This is a genomic window from Streptomyces sp. NPDC001617, from assembly GCF_053596855.1.
On record NZ_JBSFHA010000133.1, the window covers coordinates 1 to 21,270 of the forward strand.

Genomic DNA, 21,270 nt, shown 5'->3' on the forward strand with positions numbered 1-21,270 from the left:
GCCGTGGCGCGCGCTGGAGGTGCTTCTGTCTGCCCTGACGTGGGCCGATGTCGGTCCGGGACGCTGGTGGGGTTCGTTCCGGCCGAAACCGATGCGTCTGTGATGCCCGTGAGCTCGCAGGTCAGCATGGTGCTGGGGGCCTTCCACGGGAACCGTGGAGTGTTGCTGTGAGCACGGGCGTCAGAATTCCTGTTTCACCCTGGCCCTCCCGGAACGGCGTACTGCCTGGCCGTTCGGTGAGGGAAGGAACAAGGCCGTGGACGTACTGCACGAACGCTGCGCCGGTCTGGACATCAGCAAGAAGGACGCCAAGGCCTGCGTCCGCAGCCCGAGCACGAAGAGGCGGGGGTCGTTCACTACCGAGACCACGACCTGGGGTTCGACGACGAACGCCGTGCTCGCCCTGCGGGACCATCTGCTCGCCGCCAGGGTCTCACTTGTCGTGATCGAGGCGACCTCGGACTACTGGAAGCCGTTCTACTACCTGCTGGCCGAGGACTTGCACGTGATCCTGGTCAACGCCCGGCAGGTCAAGAACCTGCCCGGCCGCAAGACGGACGTCTCCGACGCCGCCTGGCTGGCCCAGCTCGGCGCCCACGGCCTGGTCCGCCCCTCGTTCGTGCCACCGCAGCCGGTGCGCGAACTGCGGGATCTGACCCGGGCCCGCACCCAGATGACCCGCGAGCGCGGGCAGATCGTGCAGCGGCTGGAGAAGCTCCTGGAGGACACCGGGATCAAGCTGGCCGCGGTCGCCTCCGACATCATGGGCGTCTCCGGCCGGGCCATGCTGGAGGCCCTCATCCGCGGCGAACACGACCCGCAGGCGCTCGCGGAGATGGCCAAACGCAAGCTCCGCAACAAGATCCCCGAACTCACCGAGGCCCTGACCGGGCCGCTTCCGTGACCACCACGCCTTCCTCACCCGGCTGCACCTGGACCACTACGACCAGCTCACCGGCGCAATCGGCCAGCTGGACGAGCGGATCACGGAGGCGATGGCCCCCTTTCGTCCCGCCCTCGGCCTGCTCGACACCATCCCCGGCGTCAACCAGGCCGTCGCCGAAGTGATCATCGCGGAGACCGGCGCCGACATGACCCGGTTCGCCTCCGCCAAACACCTCGCGTCCTGGGCCGGGGTCTGCCCCGGCCACCACGAGTCCGCCGGCCGCACCAAGAACACCAAGGTCCGGCCCGGCAACCCCTACCTCAAAGGCGCCCTCGGACTGGCCGCCTTCGGCGCGGCGAGAACCAACAACACCTACCTGCAAGCCCGTTACAAGCGGCTGACCGCCCGACGCGGCCCGCTCAGGGCCCTGGTCGCCATCGAGCATTCGCTCATCACCGCGATCTGGCACATGCTCACCGACAACGTCCCCTACCACGAGCTCGGCGGCACTTACTTCGCCCAACGCGACCCCGAACGCGCCACCCGCCGAGCGATCACCGCACTCAACCAGCTCGGCTACACCGTCACCCTCAACCCCATGGAGGACGCAGCCTGACACCCAGAGCCCAGACACCCGGCGACCACCACGGCCACCGGGCACTCACACATGCCCAACCCCACCCCGACCTGCACCTATTTGCGCGTCAGACGCAGTTTGGTGCCTCAGCCCTTCTCGGCCTTTGTCAGTCCTTTCCGATCCTTGTGTCCAACCTGCGTCCAGAACGATTCCCGGATGGACCGGTCCGGCCGGGAACGAAGAGCAGCGCCCCAGCTCGGGAGGGGATCTCGAACCCGCCCGCAACGGATTCCCCTTCCAACACGCGAGGCTCTCCCCGGGTGCCGAGGCAGAACCTCGACAGGGGGCACCAGAGGCTGAAGCCTGTGCCGTACGCGACGACCTCCCGCCTCACCTGGAAGTTCGAACGCTGAAAGGAGCCCACCGGGAAGTTCCTGGCGCCCCCCTCTTCTGGCGCGCTCGCTGCAAGTCCACAGATCTGAGAAACAGACCACCAGGGGTGTGCGAGCCCTCGATATACAATCGATCATGTATATTGATATACGCCACAGTGTACATGAGGAGGCTGTCTTGAGCCGCACCGTGATCGACCTCGACGACGAGGCACTGGAAGAAGCCGCCAAGGAACTCGGCACCACCACCAAGCGCGACACCATCAACACCGCCCTGCGCGAGGTCACCGCCCGCTACCGGCGCCTGCGCGCACTCGAAGACGCCCGGCAACTGGTGACCGATGGAGCCCTGGACGTCGACATTCTCCTGGACAAGAACCAGTACCGGCCGTGACCGTCGCCGACTACCTCATCGACACCTCCGCCCTCGCCCGCGTCCTGCTCCGCCAGACCACGACTGACTGGGACGACAGGATCGGCGCCGGCCTTGTCGCGATCTGCGACATCACGGAACTCGAGGTCCTCTACTCCGCCCGCTCAGCCGCGGACCGCGCGCGACTGAAGGCTGCACTCGACGCCCACTACGTGTGGTGCCCCATGCCTGACGGCGTCTACCGCCGCTCCCGCATCGTCCAGGAACAACTGGCCGCAAAAGGGGAACACCGCAGTGCGGGCCCCGTCGATCTCCTGGTGGCAGCGGCCGCGGAAGAAGCAGGCCTCACACTGCTCCACTTCGACCGCGACTTCGAAACCATTGCGCGCACGACGGGGCAGCCGGTCCGCATGATCGACCTCAGGCAGTAGAGTCCGCCCGGTCGCACGGACGGACGTCAAGCCTCTCGCTGACCGCCCACCCAAGGCGGTATCGCGGCGATGCCCCCTACCGGTCAGCCCTCGCTCCGTGCCCTCGCGCCCGCCCCGCGGACTGAGCCGCCTCGCCGGCACCCAGTCCAGGGCACGGCACGCCCGGGTGAACTGCCGTACATACCTGTACCTGTCCCGGTAAGACGACGCATCGGGGTCCTGGCAGCGTGAACTGGTGGTCCAAGGTTCAGGATCCGGTGCGGTAGCGGGTGAGCATGAGGGCGACGGCTTCGTCCACGATCGTGGTGTCGGTGGGGTCGGGCGGGACGAAGTCGGTCCGTACGAGCTGGGGCCACAGGAGTTGGCCGCAGATCATGCCGAGGAACTGTTCGGCCACTGCGGAGGTCGGCTGTGGCTGTTCGTCGGCCGAACGGAAGTCGAGTGTGCCGGCCTGCGCTTCGGCGTCGAGGTAGTCGCGGAGCCGGTCGAAGAAGGGTCCGCGGTCGATGGCGAAGCCGGTGCCGACGATGTCGGCGAGTTCCGGCATCTGGGGAAGTTCGGTGATGATGAGGCGGCACAGCGCCGCCGTGCCGGGCCGCGAGACCAGGCAGGCGTAGTCGCGGCCGATGTGGTCCAGCCCGTACCGGGGGTTACCGGGCGGGGGCGGTGCGGCGTACTGCACGTCCAGCTGCCACTGTTCGGAGGTGACGGCGGCGAACAGCGCGGCTTTGGAGGGGTACCGCTTGAAGAGGGTGCCGGTGGAGACGCGGGCCTCCCTGGCGATCTGGGCCAGGGAGGTCTTGTCGTATCCCCGGGCGAGGAAGAGGTCGCGGGCGGCGCGGATGATGCGCGCGCGGTTCTCCGCCTTGATCTGCGCGTGATACCCGGCCTGGCAGGTATCGCCATCGGTTTCCGTTCGGTCACGGTCCGCCACCGACATACCCACGCCCTTCGCCCGTCTTCCAGCCGCATCCTCGCTGTCAGAGAACGGTCTGGCCACCGTCCAGGATAAGGTCCTGGCCCACGGCGAAGGCGGAGACATCGGAGGCCAGGTACACGACGGCTTCCGCGACCTCTTCGGGCAGACCCATGCGCCCCAGAGGAATGCCGGAGCTGATCGCCTCCAGAACCGCCGTCTGCTGCGCGGGGTCCTCGATCCCGAGCTTGGAGTACAGCGGGGTGTTCACCGGGCCGGGGCTTACCGCGTTGAACCGGATGCCGTGCGACCTGAGCAGGTCCGCGTTCCACGACCGCATCAGGGAGCCGACAGCCGCCTTCGTCGCGGCGTAGGCGTTCGACTGCCCGTAGCCGCCGTGCGCGCTGTTGGACGCGTTGAGGATGACCGAGGACGGGTTGGCCAGCACGGGTACCAGGGCCTGGGTGAGGAAGAAGACGCTCTTGACGTTGATGTCGAAGAGCCGGTCGAAGCTGTCCTCCGTGTGGTCCTCGAACGGCCGCCAGTCCGAGACGCCGGCGTTCAGGAACGCCACGTCCAGCTTCCCGAAGTGCTCACGCACCTGCTTCGCCAGGCCGCGCTGCGCGTCGAGATTGCGTGCATCGGCCTGCACCACCGGCACCTTGTCTCCGAGGATCTGCCGCGCCTTGTCGATGCTGGCCGGGGTGACCCCTGTGACCAGCACGTCGGCGCCTTCCGCGATGAAACGCTGCGCGGTCTCCAGACCGATCCCACTCGTGCCGCCGGTGATGAGAGCGCGCTTGCCCGCAAGACGATTCATGTTGATTGTTCCCTGCCGAGTCGATAGGTAAGTCGATGGACTTACCTGCTGAAGGTAGCCCCCGCACCATCCGTAAGGCAAGTCGATCCACTTACCATCGACGCCTGGAGTGGTTCAGTCACGGACGCCTCGCGCCGGAGTAGGCGGCCGACATCGGCTAGGTGCACCTCGTCCTCCGGCCGTGATGATTCTTCGCGGGCGTCGGCCGGTCAGCCGCGTTGCCGGCGGGCGCGCAGAGCGGCCCAGTGGCGCAGGCGCTCGGTGATCTGGGCTTCGTAGCCGTTGCGGGTGGGCTCGTAGTACGTCTCGCGATCCATGTCATCGGGGAAGTAGTCGTCACCGGAGAAGCCGTCGGCTGTGTCCGGGTCGTACTGGTAGTCCTTGCCGTAGCCGAGGTCTTTCATCAGCCGGGTCGGGGCGTTGAGGATGTGGGCGGGTGGCATGAGCGAGCCGGTGTGCCGGGCTGATCGGAGTGCGCCGTTGAAACCGCGGTAGACGGCGATGGACTTGGGTGCGGTGGCGAGGTAGACGACGGTCTGGGCGATCGCCAACTCGCCCTCGGGGGAGCCGAGTCGCTCGTACACGGCCCAGGCGGCGAGGGCCTGTTGGATGGCGTGGGGGTCGGCCATGCCGATGTCCTCGTTGGCGAAGCGGACCAGGCGGCGGGCGACGAACAGCGGGTCCTCGCCGCCGTCGAGCATGCGGGCGAGCCAGTACAGGGCCGCGTCCGGGTCGGAGCCGCGCATCGACTTGTGCAGCGCGGAGATCAGGTTGTAGTGGCCCTCCTGCGCCTTGTCGTACAGCGGGGCCCGCTGCTGGATGTGATGGGCGAGCCCGGCGGTGTCCAGGGTGGTTTCGGTGTCGGGGAGGGCTTGAAGCTGTTCGGCCATGTTGAGGAGGTAGCGGCCGTCACCGTCCGCCATGGCGATCAGGGCGCGGCGGGCGTCGTCGTCCAGGGGCAGATGGTGGCCGGTGAGCTGCTCGGCGCGGTCGAGGAGCGTGGACAGTGCGGCTTCGTCGAGGCGTTTGAGGACGAGGACCTGGGTGCGGGAGAGGAGGGCGCCGTTGAGTTCGAAGCTCGGGTTCTCCGTGGTGGCGCCGATCAGGGTGACGGTGCCGTCCTCGACGTAGGGCAGGAAGCTGTCCTGCTGGGCACGGTTGAAGCGGTGGATCTCGTCGACGAACAGCAGGGTGCCCTGGCCGATGCCGCGCCGGCTTCGTGCGGCGGCGAAGACCTTGCGCAGTTCGGCCACGCCGGAGAAGGTGGCCGACACCGGTTCGAAGGCCAGGTTGCCGGCGCCGGCGAGGAGCCGGGCGATGGTGGTCTTCCCGACGCCGGGCGGGCCCCACAGGATGGCGGAACCGAGGCGCTGCTGGGCGACCATGCGGCCCAGCGGGGCGTCTGGGGCAAGGAGGTGGTCCTGCCCGACGACATCTTCCAGCCGGGTGGGGCGCAGGCGGTCGGCGAGGGGCCGGGCGGGCTCCTCGCCGAAGAGCGGCAGGGTCGGTTCCATCGGTCTCTCGGGTCGGAAGCGGACGTGTGCGGACGTGGCGAGCCTTGCACGGGGCACTGACAGGCGTCGGCTCAGCCGCTCGTGGGGAAGCGCGCGGTGCTCATCGGGCGCCGGGGCGGTCGCGTCGCGGCAGCCGCGCGGCAACCAGGTCGTAGGAGTCCTCGACCGCGTCGGTGACCAGCCTCTCGGTGATGCCGGGGCCCGGCCCGAGGGAGACCCAGTGGCGTTTGTCGAGGTAGCGGCCCGGTGTGATCGAGGCGTGGGCGCGTACGTGAGCGCGGGCGTGTTCGGGTTCGCACTTGACCGTGATGATCTGGTCGTCCGGGTCGTCGGTGACGATCAGGAACACCTTGCCCGCGACCTTGTACACGTCGAGTCCGGGGGTGAAGGGGTAGCCGTGGCTGACGTCGGGGAGGGCCAGGGCGGCCCGGCGGGCGGTGTCCTGGAGCCGGTCACCGGCCGCGCTCACGTGGCCGCCCGCCTGGGGGTGCCGTAGGTGTGCGGGTCGACGGGCCGCTCGGCCCTGGGCAGTTGGGCGACGACGAGCCGGTAGGAGTCGGTGACGAGCTCCCTGATGAGCTCCTTGTCGACGCCTTCTCCGCCCTCCAGCGTGATCCAGTGCTTCTTGTTCATGTGGTAGCCGGGGGTGATGTGGCTGTACTGCTCTCGCAGGGCGTGGGCCTCGCCGGGGTCCGCCTTGAGGATCACGACGGGACGCCCCGGGACGTCGGTCATCAGCATGAACACCTTGCCGCGCACCTTGTAGACCTCCCAGTCGGGGCCGAAGGGGTGCTCCAGCTGGGCTCCGGGGAGTTCTTCCGCGCAGTCGGCGGCGGTCTTGTGCAGGGTCGATGCGTTCATGGGCGGTGGGCCTTCTCAGGTGGTGACGGACTGTGGCGTCGAAGGAGGTAGGAAGCGCCGCACGGGTGCGCTGGCACGTTCCATCCTTGCGTCGAAGCCGACGGGACGGGCGGTAGGGTGCGGACACGTGATGGTCGACAAGCGACACCCCGACCCGAGCGGAACCGCGACCGGTCCTGCCGCGGTTCGGCTGTACGGTTTCCAGCCCCCGGTCGGTACTCCGTACGGCCTTGAGGTGAGTACCGTCGAGGACTTCTTCGCCCAGCACGACGACTGGCCGTGGAACCCGCCCCGTCCGGGCCGTGCCACCTTCCACTACCTCATCGCGGTCACCGAGGGTGAGTTGCGGCACGATGTCGACTACGTCACGCGGACCGTCACCCCCGGGCAGTGGTTGTGGGTGCGTCCCGGGCACGCGCAGTGCTGGCATCCGCCCGGCGAGGCCCGCGGCCCGTTCATCCTGTTCGAACCGGACGTGCTGCGGCCCGACCTCGCCCGTCTCCTGGCCCCGCTCACCGCGCACGAGGCCCCTGCCGTACTCAGCCCGCACCCCGACGACACCGCCTGGCTCCAGCAGACGGCACTCCAACTCCTGGACGAACACCGCGCACTGGGGCGCCGCCCCCTCGACATCCACCACGCCCTGCGGCGCAGCCTGCTCGAATCGCTGCTGCTGCGCCTGGCCAACTCCCCGGACATCGCCCCCACCGGCACGGCCACGGTCGGCACGGGCCGTGCCGACAGGTACGGGCGCTTCCTGGACGCCTTGGAGCTGCACTTCCGCGAGCTGCACCACGCCGCGGACTACGCCGAGTTGCTCGGCTGTTCGGTCCGCACCCTCAGCCGGGCCGCCCGGGACGCCACCGGCAAGGGGGTGCGTGAACTCATCGACGAGCGGCGCCTCCTGGAAGCCCGGCGCCTGCTGGGAGTTGCCCGGTGGGACGCCCGGGCCGTGGCCGTCCACCTCGGCTTCACCGACCCCGCGAACTTCGGCCGCTTCTTCCGCGACCGCACCGGCCTCACCCCGGCCGCCTTCGCGGCGGGCGAGGCGAGGACCGACGCTTGACGGAAACGCGGCGGACGCCCCTTGCTCGTCAGGAGGCGAAGGCTGTCTTCGCAATCTGCGCGTTGTCGCACCGCTCACCTGTCGAGAGCCCGCCGGATGAACTCCTCACGGGTCGCGTTGGCAGAGCGTGACACAGCCGCATGATCCACCGACATGTCGAATCCGTGGAAGGCTCCGCCCCACATGTGGAGATCAACGCTCACGCCCGCCTCTGACAGGCGGCCGGCGTAGATCAGGATCTCGTCGCGGAACCCCTCGGCCGAGCCGGTGTCGATGTAGGTGCGCGGCAGCCGGCTGAGGTCCTCAGCACGGGCCGGTGCGGCGTACTGCGACACGTCCGGGCCGCCGCGCCGCTCGCCCAGTACGGAGGTCCACGCGTACAGATTGCTGTGGCGGTCCCATACGCCTTCGCGGTCCACCATGCGACTGCTGTGCGTCTCGAAGCGGTCGTCGAGCATGGGGCAGATCAGAACCTGCTGGCTGAGCCTGGGAAAGGCGCGGTCGCGGGCGAGCAGCGCGGTCCCCGCCGCGAGGCCGCCGCCGCCACTGACTCCGGCGATCAGGAGCCGCTCGGGGTCGATACCGAGCTCGGCCGCGTTCTTCGCCATCCACACCAGCCCCGCGTAACAGTCCTCGACCGGAGCGGGATCGGGGTGATCCGGCGCCAGCCGGTACTCGACCGACACGACGACCGCACTCCCCTCGATCACATGAGGGAGAAGATGACTCACGTGGTCCCGACGGCCCCCCATGATCATCCCGCCACCGTGGAGGCTGAGGATGCCTCCCTTGGGGCCTCGGTCCTCGACGGGGCTGAGAATCAGCACAGTGATGTCCGGCGCGCCCTCCGGCCCGGGCACCTGTCGCTCTTCCACCCGCACTCTGCCGCCCGCCGTCAGAGCCTCCGAATCCAACCCGGGGGAACCCGCGGCGATCTGCCGTCGGAGCTCTGGCAGGGTCTCGTCCGACAGTGCCGGGAAAAAGGCGCCCCGCGCCTCCTCGACGGACGCGAGCTCCGGGTCCAGCGGGGGCCGGGTGGTCAAGGCACCAAAGAGGCCTGCCGCTGTTCGGTCCGTCATCTGTTGGCTCCTTCGGAAAGGGCGGGGAGCGGCGGCGCTCACCGCCGGGTTGAGGTAGTCACTGGGCACGATGTGCGGGTTCGAACCGATCGACTCGAGGTGTGCGATGGCCTTGTCGTGTCCCGCGGTCCGGTCTCAGTCGTCGAGGACGACGACGTGCTTGCCCGGCGTGGTGCCGGACTCGAGGTCGGCCTGGGCGTCACGGACCTGTTCCAGGCCGTGGTAGACCTTCGCGACGGGGACGTTGAGGCGTCCTGCTGCAATGGCCTGGAGCTGATGGGCGAGGACGTCGGCCGGGAGGTCGGCGGCCTGACCGCCGTAGGACGTCAGCCGCACCCCGCTCGGGATCATGAACGGCGTGAAGTCGGGGATCGTCCACTGGCCTGCCAGGGCCCCGGTGAAGCAGACCGTGCCGTGCCGGCGTACGGTGCGGAGGGTGTCGGCGAGGACCGAGCAGCCCACCAGCTCCAGTGCGGCGTCGACACCGTCCGGCATCAGTTCGCGCACCTGGGCGGCGAGGGTTCCGTTGTCGATGAGGGGATGGTCGACGCACGCCGCCCGCAGTTCCCCGGCCCTCGCCTCACTGCGAGTGGTGGACAGCACGGTGGCTCCGAGGTCCTTCGCGATCGTGGCCGCGCTCAGACCGACCGTGGAGGTGCCGCCGCGGATCAGCAGCGTCTGCCCGGGCTTCAAGTCCAGGCCGGTGGTCAGCGATCCGTAGGCGGTCTGGAACATCTCGGGGAGCGCGCCGACCACGTCCCACGGCAGGGTGGTCTCGAACGGGATGACCTGCCCGGCGGGGACGGTCACGTACTGGGCGTACGCGCCGTCGTAGGAGCGGCCCATGCCGCCCATCATCGTGGCGACCTGCTGTCCCGGCCGCAGCCCGCTGTCCTCGTCGGCCTCGTCGACCACGCCGACGCCCTCGATGCCGGGGATGCGCGGGTAGGTGACCTCCGCGTCCGACTCGCCTTTGCGGGTGGTGACTTCGGATTCGTTGACGCCGAACGCCTTCACCTGGATCCGCACCCAGCCGGGCTTGCGGACGGGCACCGCCACATCCTTGATCTGAAGTGCGTCCAGGCCGCCGGGGCGGGTGACGACGACGGCCGTCATCGTCGCCGGTGCGACGCCACCTGCTGCTGTCGATTGCCTCATACCGAGTACCTCACTCCGTGTTGTCCCGCGCGCTCTTACGTATCGCCCGGCGGCCGTCAGGGGCGGTCGATGCCTTCCCACAGGTCGAGGACCTGCTGGTAGTGGGCGGTGCCCTCGAAGGGAGAGTTGCCGACGGTTTCCGATGTGGGCTGGTCCGTGACGGCGCGCCACAGGCGGGAGTGCTCGCCGGTGGCGAAGGCGAGCACGATGTCGCGGATACGGGTGTCGCGGTCGGCCTGCTCCGCGCTGCGGCCCGGCTTTTTTTGGCCGACCAGGGCGTACATCTCGGTGCCGTGCACGGCGGGCGCGCCCTCGGCGGGGCCGATCAGGAGGAGGTGGGCATTGCCGCCGGCGGCGGCGTGGGCCAGGGCGCCGCGGGCGGCGGGGATCGCGAAGAGGTAGTCCGCCATGACCGCGGCACGGACCTCGGCCGGGGTAAGGCCGCCCTGATCGTAGGTGTCGACGATCTTCTGCGCGCGGGAGCGGGAGATACGCCACCCCGCGACCTCGTCGACGACGCGGTCGACGATGCCCGGGTCGAAACGGTCGAGGTCGTTCGCCACCCACCAGCCCATGTCGTCGCTGGCCATGCTCAGCAGCACGTCCACGTCGCGGTGCACGCCCGAGGCGAGTACGTCCATGGGGTGGGCGTGCACCACCGCGCCGGGCTGCCCGATGTCCAGGACGACGCCGGTGGCCTTGTTGTCCACCCCGCCGCGGACTCCGAGGTCCGTCGGGAGGACCTTGCGCAGGGCGTCCCGCAAAGAGAGCGGGTCGAGGTCGAGCACCTTCTCCGGGTTGTCCGCGACACCGAGTTCGGTGACGAACCGGTGGGCGAGTTCCTCGGCCCACCAGGCCGGGATGGAGCGGGCCGGCCCGCCGGAGAACCCGGCCAGGCGCCGGTACAGGCCGTCGGCGGAGGAAGCGCCCAGCAGCCCGAAGGTGGAATAGGCGCCGCCGCTGTGACCGTAGACGGTGACGTTGTCGGGGTCGCCGCCGAAGTGGGCGATGTTCCGCTGGATCCAGGTGAGCGCGGCGATGATGTCCTGGAGGAAGAGGTTGCTGGCCTCGGCGAGCTTCCCGCCGTACTGCGAGAGCGAGAGCGAGCCCAGAGCGCCGAGCCGGTAGTTGAGGGACACGCCCACCACGCGCCCCGTCGCGGCGAGACCGGAGGCGTTCGAGGTGACTTGCGTGTTCGCACCGAACTCGAATCCACCGCCGTGGATGTACACGGTCACCGGGAGCGCCTTGTCGACCGGCTCCTCGGGGGCCCACACGTTCAGGTTCAGGCAGTCCTCACCCATCCCGCTGTCCGCTTCCAGCCAGTCACCGCTGTCGGGCTGGACAGAGACGACGCCCTTGCGGTCGTACGGGAGGCCCGGATCGAAGCCAGCGACCACGGGACGGCGGTACCGCTCAGCGGTGGCGTACGGGATTCCCCACCAGGACCGCACCCCTGGTGCGGTCGGAGCCTTGAGAGCGGAGGCGGTCATGACATGTCCTTCCAGCGCGGTTCGGATGATTCGCGCGGTGAGTCGGCGGCTGGTCGCTCGCGGTGCCGTCTCCCATCGTTTCCCGGGATCCGACAAAACGCCCGGCGGGTGGCGGTCACCTGATGGTCACCAGGTGACACTTCGACAGCGAGGTCTCGGTGCCGGCCATGAGCTGGGGCCACCTGACCTCCTGCAAGGGGGCGGTCTCTTCTTCTTGATCCGGCGTCTTCACGCGAACAGCGCCCGCTGCGGTGAGAGCTGTTGTCCCTGTCACCGAGACTCGTAGGGGTGCGGTATAGCGGCTGTTGAGGCGATCGAGGGAGATGCGCATGAGGCGGCCCGGGCCCGGATGGCTGTCGCCGGTCGCCAGGGCGGCCTGGCTCAGCAACGAACCCGAGGACGGCCGGACTCGTCGAGCCGCGTCACGACGTCGGCGACACCAGCAGCCCTCGTTAGGCGGCCCTTGGCAGGGGACCACATCCCGCCTCGACGGTGAGCGTCGGCACCCCGGGAGGGAGGGGATGAGCAGGAAGACCGGCGGCTGCATGCGTGAGAGCCACTCAGCCCGGCCGCTCCCACCGAGCCCGTCGATCCTGTCTGTACCGTTTCCGGTAGGGGCCGTTTGCGCGTCGCAACTCGGACCGCACCCCATTCGGACTGCCTCCGTGCCCACCCGTCGGCTCGACAAAGCCGCCTACTCGAAGGTCCCCAGACGGCACTTCTGAATCCTCATGTCCATCCAGCGTCCAGAATCGGGCACCAAAGGCATCGCACAGGCCACCCGCAGCGGCCTGCCCGATCGCCGGACCGCGCCATCTACACAGGTCAGAGCGATATGAACCAACATCGACCGGAACAGATCCGAACTCATGCGCAGCGGATTCCGTCCGTTCAGGCGAAGTTGACGATCCGCCAGGACAAATTGAACGTTTCCGCAGGTCAGAAGCCTGCACAGGTGGGGCGGGTGGGACTCGAACCCACGGCCGACGGATTATGAGTCCTTTGAGGATCTTGGCGGCCCTTGCCGATCAACGCCGATCCATGACGTTTCAGCAGGTCAGGCGGGGTGGGTGGTGTCGGTGCTTCTCAGTCCTTGTCAGTCTGTTCCTGTCCTTGCGGCCTCAACGCGGCCTCAATGAGGCCGCAGGGGCGCAGGCCGTCGGTGTATGGGAGCATCTCGCCAGCTCGGAACCGGTCTCGAACTCGCACGCAGCGGATCTCCCTTCCGCCGTGCGGGGCTCCATCTCGACACCAGACAGCTCATACGCCTCAGCCAATCGTGATTGCGGCCACGACATACCCCTTAGCCGCCCTTAGCCGGCATATCGTCCACGACCTATCGGCTGCGAGAGACTGGGGGCGGAGGTGGTACCCGTGGCCGACAGGAGCGAGGACGTCCGTTTCAGCGTGCCCCTCTACACCCAGGCTGAAGCGGCCAGCTACCTGGACATGGCCTCTTCCACCTTCCGGAACTGGGCACGGGGCTACCGCAACACCTTCCCCAACCGGCCACAGGCGACCGGCTCCCCGCTGATCACCTATCTAGGCGCACCACGCTCGTCGCATCCGTCGATCCCCTTCATCGGCTTGGCCGAGGGCATGTTCCTGTCCGCGCTGCGCCGAGCGAACATGCCTCTCCAGAAGATCCGCCCGGCACTCGACATGGTCCGTGAGCGGATCGGTGTCGAGCACGCACTCGCTTCCCGCCGTCTCTACGTCGCCGGAGCCGACCTCCTGTACGAGATCGGTGACGATCTTGGAGGCGAGGACGAGAGAGAGACCCGCAAGCTGATCGTTCTGGATGGCCAGTACGTCTTCCGCGAGGTGATCGACCGGTTCCTGACCCGTATCGAGTACGACGAACCGGGATCCAGGCCGGGCAATGAGTACGCTCGCAAGATCGAGCTTCCCGGTTACGAAGTCGCTGAGATTGGGGTACTGCCGGGTGTGAACTTCGGTCGGCCTTTCTTCACCGCCACCGGCACTCCCCTTTATGTAGTTGCCGGCGATCTACGCTCTGGCCAGCCTGTAGAGGACGTTGCCGAGGACTACGGCCTGCCCGTTGATCAGGTGGCGGAAGTTCAGGAACGGATCGAACGCGAGGCCGCATGAGCGAAGCGGGGGGACTGCGCCTGTTCCTGGCCCGCAGCACGAACGCAAAACGCTTCGCCGAGGCTGTACGTGAAACTATGCCCGGACGTGCAGACCATCGGTGATCTCTACGGTGTCGCCCCCGCCGAGGCAGTGTCCGACCAACAGTGGATCGCGGATGCCACTGCGGCCGGCCGCATCTGCGTCGGTGCCGACAAGGCCATCCTGAGCAATTTCCTCGAGCTCCAGGCGATCCTCGACCACTCCGCTCGCTACCTTGTCTTCACCGACAACAACACCCCAACCCGCCAGCGCATCACCCACTTTCGCGAGCTGTACGAACAGCTTCCACCCCTTGCCGAAATACCCGGGCCCTGGGTGTACTAGCTGACACGAGGCAGACCGCAGTTGGTGAGTGCGGACCTGCTGGAGCTACGTCTGGCGCAGGCGCGTGAACGGGTAACCAAACAGGGTTCTTCCGAACCCTGACAAGCCGATGCGCCTCCTGCACTGCAGGTCCGCGGGGAGGTTCTCGGTGACCTCAACGCGTTTCCCCTTCGACATGGGTGTCCTGTGCAAGGGAACGCTGAGCTGTGGCTCGTCAGCACTTTCCGAACACCAGTGTCCTCACATCGGCAGTTCAGACCCGCTGATCGGTGTCGGCACTCCTCAATCCTTGTCCTTCTGCGGATTGCCATTCCAACATCCTCGCCGTCATGCCCGCGGTGGCGCCGTGCTCCCCCGGATCACCAGCTGCGTCGGCACGACCACGTCGTGCTCCGTCTCCTCCCCGCCCAGGATGCTCAGGAGCATGCGTCCCGCCAACTCCCCCTGTTCCCGCACGGGTTGCCGCACAGTCGTCAGGTCGGTCAGTTCGGCGACGGGGTGGTCGTCGATGCCGATGACGGACAGATCGTCGGGGATGCGCAGGCCGGCTCGGCGCAGCGTGCGGATCGCGCCGAGGGCGACCTCGTCCGAGTGGGCGTAGACGGCGGTCGGCGGTTCCGGCTGGCTGAGGAGTTTGGCCATGGCGTCGGCGCCCTGGTCGCCGCCCCAGTCGACGGTGACGACGAGGCGTTCGTCGAGGGGGATGCCGGCGTCGCGCAGGGCGGCGTAATACGCGTTGGAGCGGCCCGACGGCTGCACCTCGTCCGGTTGGTCGGGGTCGACCGCGGCGATCATCGCGATCCGGCGGTGGCCGAGGAAGAGCAGGTGGTCCATGGCCTGGCGGCCTGCCGTCTCGTCGTCGATGGAGACGTTCGGGTACGGCGCGTGCTGGCCGCCCGCTGCGATGACCGTGACGCCCATCAGCTCAAGCCGCCGCTGCTCCTCCTCACCCACCGGGAAAGCCAGGACCACGACCGCGTCGACCTTCCGTCGCGCCGGCAGTCGGTGGAAGAAGTCGTGGCGGTCCTCGATGCCGTCCACGTGGTACAGGAGTACGTCCAGGTCGGCGGCGCGCAGCACCGATTCCAGCCCTTCCAGCAGCGTCGCGAAGAACCAGCGCGAGATGTGCGGGACGACCACGGCGACCCGGCCGGTGTCGCCGCCGGCCAGCCGGGACGCCTCGGGGGAGACGACGTAGGAGAGCTCCTCGGCGACCGCGAGCACGCGGCGTCGCGTGGCCTCGGCGACGCCGCTCTCGTTGTTGAGTGCGCGTGAGGCGGTGGCCATCGAGACGCCGGCCGCGCGGGCCACGTCCGCCATGTTGATCTTCTGGGAGCTCTGCGCCATGCCGGAAGGCTAACCCATTTCCGGAAACGCTTCCATGATTCCCGGAAGGGCTTCCGAGGTGATGGCTCGCACCGGGTGTCGACCTGTACGGCCATCTGATCGTTTCAGCATGTCAAATGCGTGTTGCGTTTTCGTTACTTGACAGGGACGGTCGACCCCCTCAGTCTTTCGGCAACGGAAACGCTTCCGAAACGACCTTCACGCTCCTCTGCGGCCCGGTCCGGGAAGCACGCCGACCTCTGACTGCCGACCATGAGTGGAGCGGCAGCCGCATGGATGCGAGGAGGCATCATGCCCAAGCAGCAGCACCCCACATCCCCCGCCAGAACCGTCGGCCGTCGCCTGCGGGCCCCGCTGGCGGCCGTCGCCGCGGCCTCCGCACTGGCCACGCTCGCCGCGTGCAGCGGGCCCGGCTCGGACTCGGGTTCCGGCTCGGCTGCCAACGCGACGCCGACGGCTGTGAACACGGTCGTCGCCGACACCCCCGCGAACCTGACCCTGTTCTCCGCGGCCGGTCTGCAGACGTACGAGCAGGGCCTGGCCGACGCCTTCATGGCCAAGTACCCGAAGATCAAGGTCAAGCTGCGGGTCGAGGCGGACAACAACTACAACACCGTGCTGCCACGGCTGCTGGCCTCCGACTCCGCGCCCGACATCGCCGCGCCCTCCGACCTCCTCGGCGGGGTGAAGGACGGCCTGCTCACCAACCTCGACGCCTACGACAAGGCGTACGGCTGGAGCGGCAAGGTCCCCGCCTCCGCACTCGCCCCCGGCCGGGTGTCCGACGGCGTGATCGGCTCCGGCTCCCTCTACCAGGCGGGCGGCTCGGCCGGCCCCCTCGTCGGTGTCTTCTACAACAAGGCGCTGGCCGCCAAGGTCGGCATGAAGACCGTGCCCTCCTCGGTCTCCGACCTCGAAGCGGTCATGGCCAAGGCGAAGAAGTCCGGCGTCACCCCGATCGTCGCGTCCAACCAGGACGGCCTGATCGGCCACCTCTACAACCTGCTCCTCGGCGACTACATGGGCGCCCAGAAGCTCAGCGACTTCGTGAACCACAAGCCGGGCGCCACTCTGGACACCCCGGCCGCCGTCCAGGCCACCAAGACCCTCCAGAAGTGGATCAAGGCGGGCTACTTCGCCTCCGACGTCAACGCCATCAACCAGGAGGCGTCGTACGGCCGGTTCACCGGCGGCAAGGGCCTGTTCTTCTTCCAGGGCAGCTGGATCACCCAGACCATCGACAAGACCTTCAAGGGCAAGTACGGCGTCTTCCCGATGCCGCCCGCCGAGAAGGGCGGCAAGTACGCGGGCATGACCAGCAACACCCTCGCCTACTCGATCGCCGCGCACTCCAAGAACAAGGACGCCGCCGCCCTGTTCCTGAACTTCCTCACCACACCCGAGGCGGCGAAGGTCGCCGTCGACAACGGCTACGCCGCGGTGACCTCGGACTCCGCCAAGACGCCGTCGCTGTCCGGCACCGCGTCCGAGCAGATCCAGACCGGTTACGCCGCCATCGCCGCCGACAACGGCTTCGACAGCTGGATCCAGAACGCCGCCCCGGCCGTCAACACCAAGCTGCCCCAGCAGCTCCAGCTCCTGGTCTCCGGCAAGGTCGAGCCCGCCGCGATGGTCAAGACCCTCCAGACCGCCTACGCCGACGCCCTCAAGAGCAGCTGAGCCCCCATGTCCTCCACCCCCCGACCGACGAGGAAGGGCGCCGCCGCCCGGGGCCGCAACAGGCTCCGGGCGAGGCGGTGGGCCGGCTGGCTCTTCGCCCTGCCCGCCCTCGCCTTCTACGGCGTCTTCAACTTCTACCCGGTGCTGCTGTCGATCCAGTACTCCTTCTACGACTGGGACGGCATCGGCGCTTCCACCTGGGTGGGCCTGAAGAACTACACCGCGGTCTTCACCGACTCGGAGCAGTTCTCCTCCCTGCTCCACGCCTTCTACCTGATCCTCTTCTTCACCGTCCTGCCGGTGACCCTCGCCCTGATCACCGCGTCCGTACTGCGCCGGATCGAGGGCCGCTTCACAGGCACCGTGGCCCGCACGCTCCTCTTCCTGCCGCAGATCATCCCGGGCGCCGCCGCGGGCGTGGCCTGGACGTGGATGTACTCCGACAACGGCGTGGTCAACCAGACCCTGCGCGCCATCGGCCTGGGCGGCCTGGCCCGCGCCTGGCTCGCCGACTTCCACTGGGCGCTGACCGCCGTCGGCTTCATCGGCACCTGGCTCTCCACCGGGCTGTGCACGATGCTGCTCCTGGCCGGCATCGGAAAGATCGACAACAGCCTGTACGAGGCCGCCCGCATCGACGGGGCCGGACCCATCCGCCAGTTCTTCGCCGTGACCCTGCCCGGCCTGCGCAACGAGATCGGCGTCTGCGTCACCATCACGATCATCGCTGCGCTCGCCAGCTTCGACGTCGTCTACCTCGCCACCCAGGGCGGCCCCGGCACCCAGACCATGGTCCCCGGCGTCGCCGTCTACAACCTGGCCTTCAGCGACAGCCGCCTCGGCGCGGCCTCCGCGCTCGCCGTCGTCCTCGCCCTGATCGTCATCGCGGTCGTCGCCCCGCTCCAGCGCCTGTTCCGGGAGAAGTGACCATGCCCGAACGCACGCAGACGTTGCGGACCTTTCGCCGCCGGGCCCCTGGCCTGACTCTCATCGCGGCCGCCGCGCTCTACTCCGTCGTCCCGCTGCTGAGCATGGTCAGCGCGGCCCTCGCCCCGCAGGGATCCTTCCCTTCCGGCCTGAGCTGGCCCACCGACCCGCACTGGCACAACTTCGTCGACGCCTGGAACATCGCCAACATCACGACCCTGCTCAAGTCCAGCACGCTCATCGTGCTCGGCGTCGTACCGGTCGCGGTCCTGATCTCGACGATGGCCGCGTACGCGATCGCCGTCCTGGAGATCCCGCTGGGCAAGATCTTCTACACGATCCTCGTGCTCACCCTGACCCTGCCGTACGAGATCGTGATCGTCCCGCTCTACGAACAGACCAAGGCCATGGGCCTGCTGGGCAGCCAGTGGGCGCTGATCCTCCCCCTCGTCGGGATGAACATGCCGTTCGCGGTGTTCTGGATGCGGGCGCATTTCGTCGGCGTACCGAAAGAACTGAACGAGGCAGCGGGCATGGACGGCGCGGGCCCCTGGCGCGCCCTCTTCCACATCCACCTGCCTCTCGCCCGCCCCGCCATCGCATCCCTCGCGCTGCTGATGTTCCTGTCCACCTGGAACCAGTTCCTGCTCGCGCTGGTGCTGATCGACGATCCCAACAAGCGCACCATGGCGGGCGCGTTGCAGGCGTTCACCACCAAATACAGCACCGACCAGGTCCTGTTGAACGCCGGCGCCCTGCTCATCATGGCCCCCACGATCCTCGTGTTCCTGTTCCTGCAACGCCACTTCGTCAAGGCGCTGCTCCAGGGCTCGGTCAAGGGCTGACCCCCACCCCCCACCCTCTTCTTCAGACAGTCAGGACCGAGCACCATGACCAACCCGACCCCCACCGCGCTGCCCGCCGACGCCGGCTGGTGGCGCAGGGCCGCCATCTACCAGGTCTACATACGCAGCTTCGCCGACGGCGACGGCGACGGAACCGGCGACATCGCCGGCCTCCGCTCCCGCCTCCAGTACCTCGCCTACCTCGGCGTGGACGCGATCTGGATCAACCCCTGGTACCCCTCCCCGCTGGCCGACGGCGGCTACGACGTCTCCGACTACCGCGACATCCACCCCGCCTACGGCACCCTCGACGAGGCCAAGCAGCTGATCACCGAGGCCCACGCCCTCGGCCTGCGCATCATCCTGGACATCGTCCCGAACCACACCTCCGACCAACACGCCTGGTTCCAGCAGGCGTTGGCGGCGCCGCCCGGCTCCCCGGAACGCGACCGCTTCATCTTCCGCGACGGCAAGGGCGAGAACGGCTCCCTGCCCCCCAACGACTGGCATGCGGCCTTCGGCGGCCCCACCTGGACCCGCACCGACGACGGCCAGTGGTACCTGCACCTCTTCGCCCCCGAACAGCCCGACCTCAACTGGGACAACCCTGAGGTCCGCGCCGAGTTCGAAGCGATCCTGCGCTTCTGGTTCGACCTGGGCGTCGACGGCTTCCGCATCGACGTCGCCCACGGCATGGTCAAGGACCCGGCCCTGCCCGACCTCGGCCTGACCGAATTCTCGGTCCTGACAGGCGACGGCCAGCAGGACCACCCGCACTGGGACCGCGACGGCCTGCACGACATCTTCCGCAGCTGGCGCGCCATCGCCGACAGCTACCCGAACCCCCGCGTCTTCGTCGCCGAGGCCCACGTCCGCCCCCACCGCATGCCGGAGTACCTCCGCCCCGACCAGCTCCACACGGCCTTCAACTTCGACTTCCTCAAGTGCCCCCTGGAAGCGGACAAGTTGCGCGAAGTCATCGACCGCAGCATCACCAGCCTCGCCGCCGTCGGCGCCCCCGCCACCTGGGTCCTGTCCAACCACGACGAAACCCGCCACGTCACCCGCTACGGCCGCGCCGACACCGGCGTCCAGGCCCTGTTCCGGGACAAGCCCATCCCCACCGACCTCGCCCTCGGCACGCGTCGCGCCCGGGCAGCGGCCCTGTTGATGCTGTCCCTGCCGGGAGGCGCGTACGTCTACCAGGGCGAGGAACTGGGCCTCTACGAGGTCGAGGACATCCCGGAGTCGATGCTGCAGGACCCCATCTGGGAACGCTCCGGCCACACTCTCCGAGGCCGCGACGGCTGCCGCGTCCCCCTCCCCTGGATTGGCGACACCCCGCCCTTCGGCTTCAGCACCTCCGTACTCGCCACCCCTTGGCTTCCCCAGCCCGAGGACTGGAAGTCCTACACCGCCGAAGCCAACCAGGCCGACCCCACCTCCATGCTCCAGCTCTACCGCTCCGCCCTCCGCCTGCGCCGCACCCACCCCGGCCTGCACGGCGAGGACTTCCACTGGCTGGACAGCCCGGCCGGCACGCTCCTCTTCGAACGCGGTGACGGCCTCCTGTGCGCGGTCAACCTCTCCGACCAACCCATCCCGCTCCCCGACAGCCGCAGCCCCCTCCTGGCATCCGGACCGCTGAGCAAGAACGGGCTACTCCCGCCTGACACCACGGTCCTGCTGCAGCGGGACTGACAGGAGCTGCCGCGGTAGATCACTCCCCGCCGCTACCGCGGTATACCGGCCCGCGCCCCGAGCGGCGGGGCGCGGGCCGGCACATCACCCATCTCCCAAGGGGCAGAGCCATTAGCTTCGCCTCGCTCACGTCCGTCGACCATCGGGACCGATCGGCGTGCAGGCTCCTCCCGATACCACCGGCCTCAGGATGGCCTCAGGACACGGCTCCGTCGCCACCACGCTCGCTGGCACAGGCTTCGCCATGTACGCATTTACGCAGGTCAGACCCTCAACGACTGTCGCGTGTGACATCTGCGCCAAACTCACGAGCAGCGGATTCAGTCCGCCCAGGCAAAGTTGACGATCCGACACCCAAAAATGAACGTTTCCGCAGGTCAGAGACCTGCACAGGTGGGGCGGGTGGGACTCGAACCCACGGCCGACGGATTATGAGTCCGCTGCTCTAACCGGCTGAGCTACCGCCCCATAGCGGCGTGTCGCGTACATGTGTGCGCGCCGTCTGCCGCAGCATAGCCGCTCATACGATCTCCTGCTTCGTATGGTCGACTTCGCCTGCCCTCCAAGACTCCGCCTTGACCTGCACGGTTCCCAGGACTTGGGGCGGACATGAAAAAGGACCCCGTCGGGGTCCTCGTTCAGCATGCTCCCCCGACTGGACTCGAACCAGTAACCTGCCGGTTAACAGCCGGCTGCTCTGCCAATTGAGCTACGGAGGACCGAGCT

18 protein-coding genes, 2 tRNA genes and 1 pseudogene are annotated in these 21,270 nt (G+C 68.3%); 10 read left to right on the plus strand and 11 right to left on the minus strand.

Annotated features, from left to right (window positions below; genetic code table 11):
• The first annotated feature begins 256 nt into the window (after positions 1-256).
• The 3 genes and pseudogenes from ACWC09_RS49565 (at position 257) to ACWC09_RS49575 (ending at position 2,659) form a co-directional block, all read left to right on the plus strand.
• A pseudogene (locus tag ACWC09_RS49565) lies at positions 257-1,502 on the plus strand (IS110 family transposase).
• A 531-nt stretch (positions 1,503-2,033) separates the two neighbouring features.
• Positions 2,034-2,249 carry a type II toxin-antitoxin system VapB family antitoxin gene (locus tag ACWC09_RS49570; RefSeq protein WP_319280468.1) on the plus strand — a complete coding sequence of 72 codons (216 nt, stop codon included), beginning with the start codon at positions 2,034-2,036 and terminating at the stop codon, positions 2,247-2,249.
• Positions 2,246-2,659 carry a PIN domain nuclease gene (locus ACWC09_RS49575; protein ID WP_359816424.1) on the plus strand — a complete coding sequence of 138 codons (414 nt, stop codon included), beginning with the start codon at positions 2,246-2,248 and terminating at the stop codon, positions 2,657-2,659. The genes ACWC09_RS49570 and ACWC09_RS49575 overlap by 4 nt, the downstream gene beginning before the upstream one ends.
• 247 nt (positions 2,660-2,906) lie before the next feature.
• Here ACWC09_RS49575 and ACWC09_RS49580 read toward each other — a convergent pair whose 3' ends face one another.
• The 5 genes from ACWC09_RS49580 to ACWC09_RS49600 form a co-directional block, all read right to left on the minus strand.
• Complete coding sequence (locus tag ACWC09_RS49580; RefSeq protein WP_359816425.1) at positions 2,907-3,599, minus strand: TetR/AcrR family transcriptional regulator; 693 nt, start codon at positions 3,597-3,599, stop codon at positions 2,907-2,909.
• Positions 3,600-3,639: 40 nt separating this feature from the next.
• Positions 3,640-4,395, minus strand: coding sequence for an SDR family oxidoreductase (locus ACWC09_RS49585; RefSeq protein WP_359816426.1), 756 nt, complete (start codon positions 4,393-4,395; stop codon positions 3,640-3,642).
• A gap of 209 nt (positions 4,396-4,604) precedes the next feature.
• Positions 4,605-5,909 carry a replication-associated recombination protein A gene (locus tag ACWC09_RS49590; protein WP_450858544.1) on the minus strand — a complete coding sequence of 435 codons (1,305 nt, stop codon included), beginning with the start codon at positions 5,907-5,909 and terminating at the stop codon, positions 4,605-4,607.
• Positions 5,910-6,009: 100 nt separating this feature from the next.
• Complete coding sequence (locus ACWC09_RS49595; RefSeq protein ID WP_450858545.1) at positions 6,010-6,378, minus strand: MmcQ/YjbR family DNA-binding protein; 369 nt, start codon at positions 6,376-6,378, stop codon at positions 6,010-6,012.
• A complete protein-coding gene (locus ACWC09_RS49600; protein ID WP_450858546.1) occupies positions 6,375-6,770 on the minus strand; it encodes an MmcQ/YjbR family DNA-binding protein in 396 nt (131 codons plus the stop codon). Before ACWC09_RS49600 ends, ACWC09_RS49595 begins: the two co-directional genes overlap by 4 nt.
• A gap of 235 nt (positions 6,771-7,005) precedes the next feature.
• Between ACWC09_RS49600 and ACWC09_RS49605 the strand changes: the two genes are divergently transcribed.
• Complete coding sequence (locus tag ACWC09_RS49605; protein ID WP_450858547.1) at positions 7,006-7,836, plus strand: helix-turn-helix domain-containing protein; 831 nt, start codon at positions 7,006-7,008, stop codon at positions 7,834-7,836.
• A gap of 74 nt (positions 7,837-7,910) precedes the next feature.
• On the opposite strand, the gene ACWC09_RS49610 is transcribed toward ACWC09_RS49605, so the two are convergent.
• The 3 genes from ACWC09_RS49610 to ACWC09_RS49620 form a co-directional block, all read right to left on the minus strand.
• On the minus strand, positions 7,911-8,915 hold the full coding sequence (locus tag ACWC09_RS49610) for an alpha/beta hydrolase fold domain-containing protein (protein ID WP_450858548.1): 1,005 nt from the start codon (positions 8,913-8,915) through the stop codon (positions 7,911-7,913).
• Positions 8,916-9,050: 135 nt separating this feature from the next.
• The gene (locus ACWC09_RS49615; protein ID WP_450858549.1) at positions 9,051-10,073 is read right to left on the minus strand and encodes an alcohol dehydrogenase catalytic domain-containing protein; all 1,023 of its coding nucleotides are present in this window, start codon (positions 10,071-10,073) and stop codon (positions 9,051-9,053) included.
• Positions 10,074-10,129: 56 nt separating this feature from the next.
• Positions 10,130-11,566, minus strand: a complete 1,437-nt coding sequence (locus ACWC09_RS49620; protein WP_450858550.1) for a carboxylesterase family protein — start codon at positions 11,564-11,566, stop codon at positions 10,130-10,132.
• Between the two features lie 1,374 nt (positions 11,567-12,940).
• On the opposite strand from ACWC09_RS49620, the gene ACWC09_RS49625 reads away from it, so the two are divergent.
• Together ACWC09_RS49625 and ACWC09_RS49630 are read left to right on the plus strand one after the other, a co-directional pair.
• Complete coding sequence (locus ACWC09_RS49625) at positions 12,941-13,678, plus strand: DUF433 domain-containing protein (protein WP_450858552.1); 738 nt, start codon at positions 12,941-12,943, stop codon at positions 13,676-13,678.
• Positions 13,679-13,765: 87 nt separating this feature from the next.
• Entirely contained in the window at positions 13,766-14,044 is a 279-nt protein-coding gene (locus tag ACWC09_RS49630) for a hypothetical protein (RefSeq protein ID WP_450858553.1), read from the plus strand.
• Positions 14,045-14,371: 327 nt separating this feature from the next.
• On the opposite strand, the gene ACWC09_RS49635 is transcribed toward ACWC09_RS49630, so the two are convergent.
• Positions 14,372-15,391 carry a LacI family DNA-binding transcriptional regulator gene (locus ACWC09_RS49635; protein ID WP_450858555.1) on the minus strand — a complete coding sequence of 340 codons (1,020 nt, stop codon included), beginning with the start codon at positions 15,389-15,391 and terminating at the stop codon, positions 14,372-14,374.
• Positions 15,392-15,682: 291 nt separating this feature from the next.
• On the opposite strand from ACWC09_RS49635, the gene ACWC09_RS49640 reads away from it, so the two are divergent.
• From ACWC09_RS49640 to ACWC09_RS49655, 4 genes are read left to right on the plus strand one after another with little or no spacing between them, the layout of a single operon-like run.
• On the plus strand, positions 15,683-17,071 hold the full coding sequence (locus ACWC09_RS49640) for an ABC transporter substrate-binding protein (RefSeq protein WP_450858557.1): 1,389 nt from the start codon (positions 15,683-15,685) through the stop codon (positions 17,069-17,071).
• A 6-nt stretch (positions 17,072-17,077) separates the two neighbouring features.
• Positions 17,078-17,998 (plus strand): carbohydrate ABC transporter permease, encoded by a 921-nt coding sequence (locus ACWC09_RS49645; RefSeq protein ID WP_450858559.1) that lies wholly within the window; start codon positions 17,078-17,080, stop codon positions 17,996-17,998.
• A gap of 2 nt (positions 17,999-18,000) precedes the next feature.
• The gene (locus ACWC09_RS49650; RefSeq protein ID WP_450858560.1) at positions 18,001-18,843 is read left to right on the plus strand and encodes a carbohydrate ABC transporter permease; all 843 of its coding nucleotides are present in this window, start codon (positions 18,001-18,003) and stop codon (positions 18,841-18,843) included.
• A 45-nt stretch (positions 18,844-18,888) separates the two neighbouring features.
• Positions 18,889-20,544 (plus strand): glycoside hydrolase family 13 protein, encoded by a 1,656-nt coding sequence (locus ACWC09_RS49655; protein ID WP_450858562.1) that lies wholly within the window; start codon positions 18,889-18,891, stop codon positions 20,542-20,544.
• A 394-nt stretch (positions 20,545-20,938) separates the two neighbouring features.
• Here the strand turns inward: ACWC09_RS49655 and ACWC09_RS49660 are convergent.
• Together ACWC09_RS49660 and ACWC09_RS49665 are read right to left on the minus strand one after the other, a co-directional pair.
• A tRNA-Ile gene (locus ACWC09_RS49660) sits at positions 20,939-21,012 on the minus strand.
• Between the two features lie 178 nt (positions 21,013-21,190).
• Positions 21,191-21,263 (minus strand) — tRNA-Asn (locus ACWC09_RS49665).
• Positions 21,264-21,270 lie beyond the last annotated feature (7 nt).

Bases quoted from the DNA above. Each gene is read 5' to 3' on its own strand.
- ACWC09_RS49600 (WP_450858546.1), bottom strand. From the start codon at position 6,770: ATGAACGCATCGACCCTGCACAAGACCGCCGCCGACTGCGCGGAAGAA.
- ACWC09_RS49590 (WP_450858544.1), bottom strand. From the start codon at position 5,909: ATGGAACCGACCCTGCCGCTCTTCGGCGAGGAGCCCGCCCGGCCCCTC.
- ACWC09_RS49580 (WP_359816425.1), bottom strand. From the start codon at position 3,599: ATGTCGGTGGCGGACCGTGACCGAACGGAAACCGATGGCGATACCTGC.
- ACWC09_RS49650 (WP_450858560.1), top strand. From the start codon at position 18,001: ATGCCCGAACGCACGCAGACGTTGCGGACCTTTCGCCGCCGGGCCCCT.
- ACWC09_RS49610 (WP_450858548.1), bottom strand. From the start codon at position 8,915: ATGACGGACCGAACAGCGGCAGGCCTCTTTGGTGCCTTGACCACCCGG.
- ACWC09_RS49620 (WP_450858550.1), bottom strand. From the start codon at position 11,566: ATGACCGCCTCCGCTCTCAAGGCTCCGACCGCACCAGGGGTGCGGTCC.
- ACWC09_RS49585 (WP_359816426.1), bottom strand. From the start codon at position 4,395: ATGAATCGTCTTGCGGGCAAGCGCGCTCTCATCACCGGCGGCACGAGT.
- ACWC09_RS49640 (WP_450858557.1), top strand. From the start codon at position 15,683: ATGCCCAAGCAGCAGCACCCCACATCCCCCGCCAGAACCGTCGGCCGT.
- ACWC09_RS49635 (WP_450858555.1), bottom strand. From the start codon at position 15,391: ATGGCGCAGAGCTCCCAGAAGATCAACATGGCGGACGTGGCCCGCGCG.
- ACWC09_RS49645 (WP_450858559.1), top strand. From the start codon at position 17,078: ATGTCCTCCACCCCCCGACCGACGAGGAAGGGCGCCGCCGCCCGGGGC.
- ACWC09_RS49655 (WP_450858562.1), top strand. From the start codon at position 18,889: ATGACCAACCCGACCCCCACCGCGCTGCCCGCCGACGCCGGCTGGTGG.
- ACWC09_RS49615 (WP_450858549.1), bottom strand. From the start codon at position 10,073: ATGAGGCAATCGACAGCAGCAGGTGGCGTCGCACCGGCGACGATGACG.